This is a genomic window from Agathobaculum ammoniilyticum, assembly GCF_025567315.1.
Lineage (GTDB): Bacteria > Bacillota > Clostridia > Oscillospirales > Butyricicoccaceae > Agathobaculum > Agathobaculum ammoniilyticum.
On the sequence record NZ_JAOQJE010000020.1, the window covers coordinates 21684 to 28980 of the forward strand.

7 protein-coding genes are annotated in these 7297 nt (G+C 47.2%); 4 read left to right on the forward strand and 3 right to left on the reverse strand.

The features are described 5' to 3' along the window. Positions 1-9: 9 nt before the first annotated feature. Complete coding sequence (locus OCV66_RS14510; RefSeq protein WP_054328134.1) at positions 10-1440, reverse strand: Na+/H+ antiporter NhaC family protein; 1431 nt, start codon at positions 1438-1440, stop codon at positions 10-12. A gap of 778 nt (positions 1441-2218) precedes the next feature. Here OCV66_RS14510 and OCV66_RS14515 point away from each other — a divergent pair. Beyond that, positions 2219-2455 carry a helix-turn-helix domain-containing protein gene (locus OCV66_RS14515; protein ID WP_082397359.1) on the forward strand — a complete coding sequence of 79 codons (237 nt, stop codon included), beginning with the start codon at positions 2219-2221 and terminating at the stop codon, positions 2453-2455. 320 nt (positions 2456-2775) lie between these two features. On the opposite strand, the gene OCV66_RS14520 is transcribed toward OCV66_RS14515, so the two are convergent. Both OCV66_RS14520 and OCV66_RS14525 read right to left on the reverse strand, forming a co-directional pair. Then, positions 2776-3039, reverse strand: a complete 264-nt coding sequence (locus tag OCV66_RS14520) for a helix-turn-helix transcriptional regulator (RefSeq protein WP_147574571.1) — start codon at positions 3037-3039, stop codon at positions 2776-2778. 149 nt (positions 3040-3188) lie between these two features. Then, entirely contained in the window at positions 3189-3524 is a 336-nt protein-coding gene (locus tag OCV66_RS14525; protein WP_317258432.1) for a helix-turn-helix domain-containing protein, read from the reverse strand. Between OCV66_RS14525 and OCV66_RS14530 the strand changes: the two genes are divergently transcribed. From OCV66_RS14530 to OCV66_RS14540, 3 genes are all read left to right on the forward strand, one after another. Next, positions 3498-4673, forward strand: a complete 1176-nt coding sequence (locus tag OCV66_RS14530; protein ID WP_147574572.1) for a sigma factor-like helix-turn-helix DNA-binding protein — start codon at positions 3498-3500, stop codon at positions 4671-4673. The genes OCV66_RS14525 and OCV66_RS14530 overlap by 27 nt on opposite strands. A gap of 264 nt (positions 4674-4937) precedes the next feature. After that, positions 4938-5507 carry a DNA-3-methyladenine glycosylase I gene (locus tag OCV66_RS14535; RefSeq protein WP_054328139.1) on the forward strand — a complete coding sequence of 190 codons (570 nt, stop codon included), beginning with the start codon at positions 4938-4940 and terminating at the stop codon, positions 5505-5507. Between the two features lie 313 nt (positions 5508-5820). Continuing rightward, positions 5821-7297, forward strand: a 1477-nt coding sequence (locus OCV66_RS14540) for a DEAD/DEAH box helicase family protein (protein WP_262564781.1), incomplete at its 3' end; no start/stop codon positions are given.

Genomic DNA, 7297 nt, shown 5'->3' on the forward strand with positions numbered 1-7297 from the left:
CAAAGCGGTTCATCCATTCAGCTTCTTGACAGGAGTCCCATCCTCGCCCACATAGCGCCGTCCATATCCAGTCAAAATAGCAATCACATATAGTACAATTAGCACCATGGGATAGATTACAAATAGCGGTAACATGGGACCATCCAGCGTGGACACATGCTCACCAAAGATTTCTTGTGCTTGAATCGCCATTACAATAGGCACAGTGATGGTTACGTTATAAGGCAATGCATACGTTACGCCTGTAGCCATACAGTCCATGATATTGGCAATGCGGTAGGGATGAATGTGGAACTTCCTGCCGATAGATTTTCCAAAAGACGAGCCAACTGTGAAAATGGCTGCCGAATTGGTTACGGTTACAACGCCCATGAAGAAAGACAAGACTGCTACAGAAAGTTCAGCGTTCACTACGGTCTTGACTACTTTGCCCACTTGCTCCATCAGTTCCTGATCGCCGCCACCTTCCCTTAGCACCTGCACACAAGCGATAATCAAAATCACCAGCAGTGCATTGGGGAGCATATCACTGACACCAGTCGCCAGAGAGCCACCCACTGAGCCTTCCTCAATAGTAACAAGCGTAGATGCGCTGGGCATTTGAAATAAATACACAAACACCAGCCCTACAACACTTCCGATAATCATAGCGTATATGATGTCACCTTTTTTCATTGCTAACACAATAGTCAGTAATGCAGGAATCAGCATTAAGAGCCCTTTGGGATACATCTGCTCTTGAAGCAATTCCAAAGGTACTATATCGGCACTGTTTTGCCCTATGAGCATTCCTAGAACAAAAGTGATGACAATAGTAATTGCCGCAGCAACTAATGAATAGCGTAGGCGGGATTTTACAACACCACCTACATCGGTTTCCATACTAGCTGCTGAGCAGATTGTCGTGTCTGAAACCGGAGCCAAGTTGTCGCCGAAGCAACCGCCACCGATGATAGCTCCTGCCAGCAGCATTGGATTTGCGCCTAGTAACGTTCCAGCTGGATATAGCACCGACATACAGGCTACAATTGCACCAAATCCGGTTCCAGCTGCCGTGGCAAACAAACAGGCGGCCAAAAATGCTACAATGATGAATATTGTACCTGTGGCGCCCAGTTCATAAGCAGCCCAGATGATACCTCCCACAAGGCCGGACTCCCGCAGAATCGCCGCAAATAATCCCGCAAAAATGAAACACGCAAATGGAATGGTCGCTCCTTTGTCGCCAAATCCCCTTAGAATTGCCTCGCAGTAACCGCTACGATCTTTTGCAAAAAAGAATGTAATAAAAATGCCTGTAAATGCGGCTAACCAAAGCCCTTGCACTGCAGGGGCACCTTTGATGGTAAATCCCGCGGTGACTAAGATAAAAATTATAATAGGTAAAAATGATATCCAAACCCCACCGTAGAATTCCAATCTCTTTTTCTCAGTTTCCATATTGCACTTCCTCTCCATTACTGTTCAGATGTATTATATCCGACAAAGCCACATGGGCCTAACAAAAAATAAGTTTTTAAAACTTTTTTTTTGTTATGCAAATAGTATAATAAATTTACTTATGTTTGTAAATAATAGTTTTATCCAATAAAACAACTGACCTATTGGGTATTTTGACAAAATTTAAGCACTGTACCAGCAAGTGAATCGAAGGTAAGCGTAAAATAAGCCAGCTGAAAGCAGAAGAAGTCAATATATGATACACGAACAGCCTATGAAAAAGACTCCCGTGTGATATCTACACGAGAGTCCTTCTTTAAGGGGCTTACGCAATGAAAAATTGTTGTTTATGTCATACTTGATTATGTTGTTGCGGCGACTCCGTGTTGCCGGCACCACTCCCTCACAGGCAGACCGCTGTTACGACACTCCTGTATTGCCAGTCCCCATTCCAGCACTTTTTTCGCTTGATGCTTCAACTTGTTGCTCGTCATCTGCTTACACCGTCTAACATTAATAGTGGTGGAACGTTCCGCCACATTACCACCGCTATTTTCTCATATCTTTCTACCCGTCTTTGTGTTTTACGCTTACGCCATTTTGCCTTAAGATCTTCGCATTGCCAGCTTTGAAACCGGAACCAGTGTTCAGCATAATTCGACATTTCCCGCACCTTCGCTTCATACAATTTACCCAATATAGGGATGGCCTTAAAGCGGGAAAATGTCAATAAAGGGAAGCGCTGATACAATTATAGATCAGTAGGGGCGCTATGGATTTGAAAAGTATTATCAGCTATCAGAGAGTCGAATACGGTTATGTCAGGGTAAAATTGGCTGATGTGATGAAAAGCCATGGCATTACCCGTAACGGTTTGCGCACCTTGACTGGCGTCAAGTACAGTGTGATTGACCGGTATTATAAAGGGCAGGATATTGCACTGGCTGACCTTGATTTTCTTGCAAAGTGTTGCTATGTTCTGGATTGTACGATCCCCGATCTGCTGGAATACTAGGCATCCGTAAACAAACTTATTCCATGAGAACACAAAAAATCGGCCTGGACGCAACGATACGTCCAGACCGGTTTTCCTTTTCAGGCATATAAAGAGCAGTCCTTTTTCTGAAAAATATAAATAAACAGCGGTATCCCAACATTCATGTCTCGGATACCACTGTTTTTGAATTTAACCTGAAACGTTCATCTTTTCTCAACGCTTCCTTGGAGCTTTTTAATATATCTAAATAAAATGCAAATATTGTATGTTTTGTGATAAAACGATACATGTTGTCGGACAATATTCTTATTTTATCGAGCAGTTATACGATATTGCCTTTATTCAGGTTTTTTTGAAGAACGGCAAGTCGAGATATCCTTGAAAAATTCTTCATACTTTACGCCAAATATCATTTGCAAACCTACCAAATCACTAACAAATAAATTTCCCCTGCCCATCTCAATGAGTGAGTAAGTGCTTCGGCTGATTGGGGAACCGAGTACCTGTAGTTTAGCAACGGTTTGTTCCTGGGTCAGCCCACATGTCAACCGAATCCTTTTCAGGTTTGCGCCAAACGTCTCATTCCCCAATAATTTTGGCATGGCAATCTCCTAAATAATCATAATTACTGAAAATAGTGTATCAAGATTGTTGCCCAGCGTTGCTTATATCTGTAAGCGGTGGTATAATTATTATCAATGTTAAGAAGTGCCTACAAAAAACACTCGGGTTTTCCGAGTGTACGCATTAGCTATTTGGTTTTGGGATAGGGGTATGCACATTCCGTAATTCCGACTAAATAATCCAAACTTACATTGTAAAACCTTGCAAGAAGCATGGCGCTTTCTAAAGGGATTCGAGTTTTGCCGCTCTCATAATCGGAATAGGTGCGTTGACCAACGCAAAGGATATCCGCAATTTGCTGTTGCGTATATCCTCTATCCTCGCGTATTTCTCGAATTTTTTCATAATATCGCATTCCAATCCCTCGTATACAGAATACTATATAAACAAGGATTGCCTGCGAAATAGAGTTATAAACTCTGAAAGAGGGACGTATATGGCAATTTGCACATTCGTCGGGCATAATGCCCTATATGACGATGACATTTACAAGCGGACAGTCGGCGCGGCGTTTGAAGTAGCCAAGCAAAATGATACGGTGGAGTTTCAGTTTTTCTGGAAAGGGAAGCACAGCTTCAGCCGTATCAGCCTTGTCGCGGCTCTGGATGCAAAGGCTCATTTTCCGCAAAAAGAGATCACTATAACACTGGTCACAAGGCCAAACCATTATAACCAGCTCCTTCAGGAGCTGCAGCAGGGAGACGCGGGTATCCCTGCCTGTCTGATCGACAAAGTGATCGCGCCGGGCGTTGGGGATACGCATAGAAGCAACCGCAATATCGGGACCGGTGTCAACATGATCGAACGCTGGATGCTGTCCCGCTCAACGCATTTAATAAGCTATCTGTATCTGGCGCTCTATGACGAGGAAAACTGGCAATATGAATATGCCGAAAAAAAGGGCGTGACGATTCTGGATGTTTGCAGCGAGCTAACCATGCAATTTGTTCGGGATGGCTTTGCCTCCCTGAAGGACGGGCAGGGTCTTGTCCTCGCAGAGCGGCAGGCTGGAAGTACGCGCAAGGAAATTGGAGAGCGGTTGGGTATCTCGTCCGGCGCTGTCAAAACGATAGAGCAGAAAGCGATCCGTGCGCTGCGGTGGTATGTGATTACAAGGGCGTCGGAAAATCGGCATAGCTGGAAGCCGCAGGAACCGGACGTTTGCAGCATTTTTTCTTTGGGGCCGGTCACCTGTCAAAGCCTGTGCCTGTTCGGACAGGCAGTGCGCTTTTTGGTAGAAACTTATGGTGTGAACCGCTTCCATATCATATCCGACTACTGCTCCTCCGGTTACATGAGCATGCTGAAGCGTGAAACGAAAGGGGTTCCCCATGCATGTATCATAGGGGTCGCCAATATGCCGGACATGGACGAACAGGAATGGGGCGACTACAAGGCGCAGCATATCCCGCCCTGTAACAGGGTAGAGAATTTGAATATCCCTGTTTCAGGCGCACGGCGGGAGGAGTTGTCAGTCCTGGCGCATTTGATCGAACACTCGAAGTTTTGTTTATGTAACCTGTCGGAGAATATGTTTGCAGGGGATATCAGGTATTATGTGGCAAAGTCGCGCGGCGCGGTGCTGCTGGATATCGGAAAAAAGCACACATAAAATATGAATTTACCTGATTAGAACACAAAAAAACGGTCTGGACCATCTCGTTCAATCCGGTTTTGTTTTTAAGTCGTGCAGTTGCATGACTTGAAGTGTTTAACAGAAAACTTATTAGCCTATGATTTGTAATAGTACTACTCCATATAAAATACAAGGCTAATAAGTAGCTTTTCAAAAGCAGAAAATAAATAGCAATGCTTATAACAGCATGATATAATGCAGGTAAGAGCAACTTGGAATTTTTACGAAACGGAGGTTCTCATGAAGAAAGACGATAGAAAAAGGTGTTCGTGGGCAACTACGGAACGCTATAAAGAATACCATGACAGAGAGTGGGGAAAGCCAGTTCATAATGATAGAAAACTATTTGAAATGCTAATTCTCGAAGGTATGCAAGCTGGATTATCATGGCTAACGATATTAAATAAAAGAATGGCATTTCGAGAAGCCTTTGACCAGTTTGATTATCATAAAATTGCTCTCTATAACGAAACTAAAATTGATGAGTTAATGCAAAATCCCAATATTGTTCGCAACAGGTTGAAAATCAAGTCGTCAATCATAAACGCACAGCAATTTATTAAAGTTCAAGAAGAATATGGAAGCTTTGATGCGTTTATTTGGTCTTATGTTGATAACAAACCTATCCTTGATCATTTTAAGTCGGAAACTGAAATTCCTGCAAAAACGCCGCTTTCAGATAAAATAAGTAAGGACTTGAAAGAACGCGGTTTTAAATTTGTAGGTAGTACGATTGTATATGCCTATATGCAGGCAATCGGAATTGTAAATGACCATGTGAAAAGTTGCTATTTGTATGTACCGGAATAATTATTTTATATATGCCCTTTAAGCGTTGATTTTCCATATCGCTACATTTGTTCTGAGTACCGACCCAGTCGATCTATTCTGTTGGCCTGCATTTTGTGGAGGAAACCTCCACTTCACAAGGGAGGAATAAGAGGATATAATAAAGGAGAAATCAGGTCAGAGTATTCGTGTCAGAGTAACCGCCCAGAGGCAGTCTGCCTGCCTGAGTTGTACATGATTTCGCAGCCTGATGAACACCGCAAAGACCGTATAGTACCTAATGGTGCTGTGCGGTCTTTTTTTGCGCAAAGATGGAAAGGAAGATCAATATGCAATGACAGAAAAGCTGATGAAAGCTATCTACAGTGACCCAGCCCAAACAATCACCCTTACAACCTGGGCGGATACCGTTGCCGTGGACCCGCGGGACAATTTGCTCATCGCGGTCCGGCTGGGCGGTTATCCGGAAGTGACAGCCGGCCTTGTCAACGCGGTCAGCGGCGGAGGCACGCTGTCCGTGCAGCTGGATGGGGAAACCCTGGTATGCACCCCCCAACAGGGGCGGTACAGCAAGGCGGTATCCAGAGACGGTACATATGCCGTGGCTGCCCTGCTCTGGGACAACCAGAGCGCGCGGAAGCAGGGCGAAAAGCAACAAAAGGAGAAAACAGATAAAGCGCAGGAGGCGAGGGTGTATTACCTCGCCTGCCCCGTACGGGACAAAACCGCCCTGTATCATGAGATCGACAAAGTAAGCACCATCCCCATGCTGCCGGAATTCAGTGACTACATGATAAACGAGCTCCAGGCAAGGGATATGCTGGCGCCGTGCCGTGTGTACACAACAGGGGAGCCCTTTGCCATATGGCGGCTCACCTGCACGCCGGACGATCAGAATATCGCGGACGTACTTACAGACGGCTTGAAAGCAGGGGTTATCCGTATCCCCAGCACATGGCCCTGCCAGCCGGACGCGTTTACAGAGATCAACGGCGTAGCCGGCTACCTGCGGGCGTTCGGTTCCGTGATCGCGTCCCGCATCCGCGGGCAGTTCCAGCCCCTGTATGATCCGGCCCAGGAGCCGTTGTCAGAGGGGGTGCTGGGGCTGGACCAGTTCGTGGCGCAGACGGCAGGGTACCACCTGTACGGCGCCCAGCTCGCCGCCGCGGAAGCGCTGCGGCGCAGGCTGCAGACCGCCAGGTTCGGTCTGCTCATCGCGGAATGCGGCAGCGGAAAGTCTAAGGTCGGCAGCATTGCGCTGCAGTCGTATTTCCTGCAAAAGCACAGGAAGTGCCTGCATATCGTCCTCTGTCCCTCCCACATGACAGGCAAATGGGTGCGCGAGCTGGAGGAGGCCATCCCAAACGCGCGTGCCGCCACCGTGCGGACGCCGGCGGACATGGACGCCCTCTACGCGGGGTATGCCCGCGGCGGCCGCACCGTGTTTGCAGTCCTTTCCAAGGAAAACGCGCGGGACGGCTATATGCGCCGCCCAGCGGCCAGATGGGACGCAAGGCGGCGGGGCTTTACCTGCCCAGACTGCGGCAGCGTGGTCCAGATGGAATTTATGGACTGCGGTAAGCGGACATTGACAGACGCCACGCCGGAATACTTCCGGACGGAGACCCGCGCCAACCGCAAGTGCGGAGGCTGCGGCGCTGTCCTCTGGACAGCCACCACCGCGGAGGAACAGAGCGAATGGGTGCGCATCAGCCATCTGGGCTATGTCCACCGCCGTTTTGCGTACCTTGCGCGGGACGCCTGCAAAACAGCGGCGGCGAAAAAGCAGCTTGCCGCCCTGCTGCGCGAGC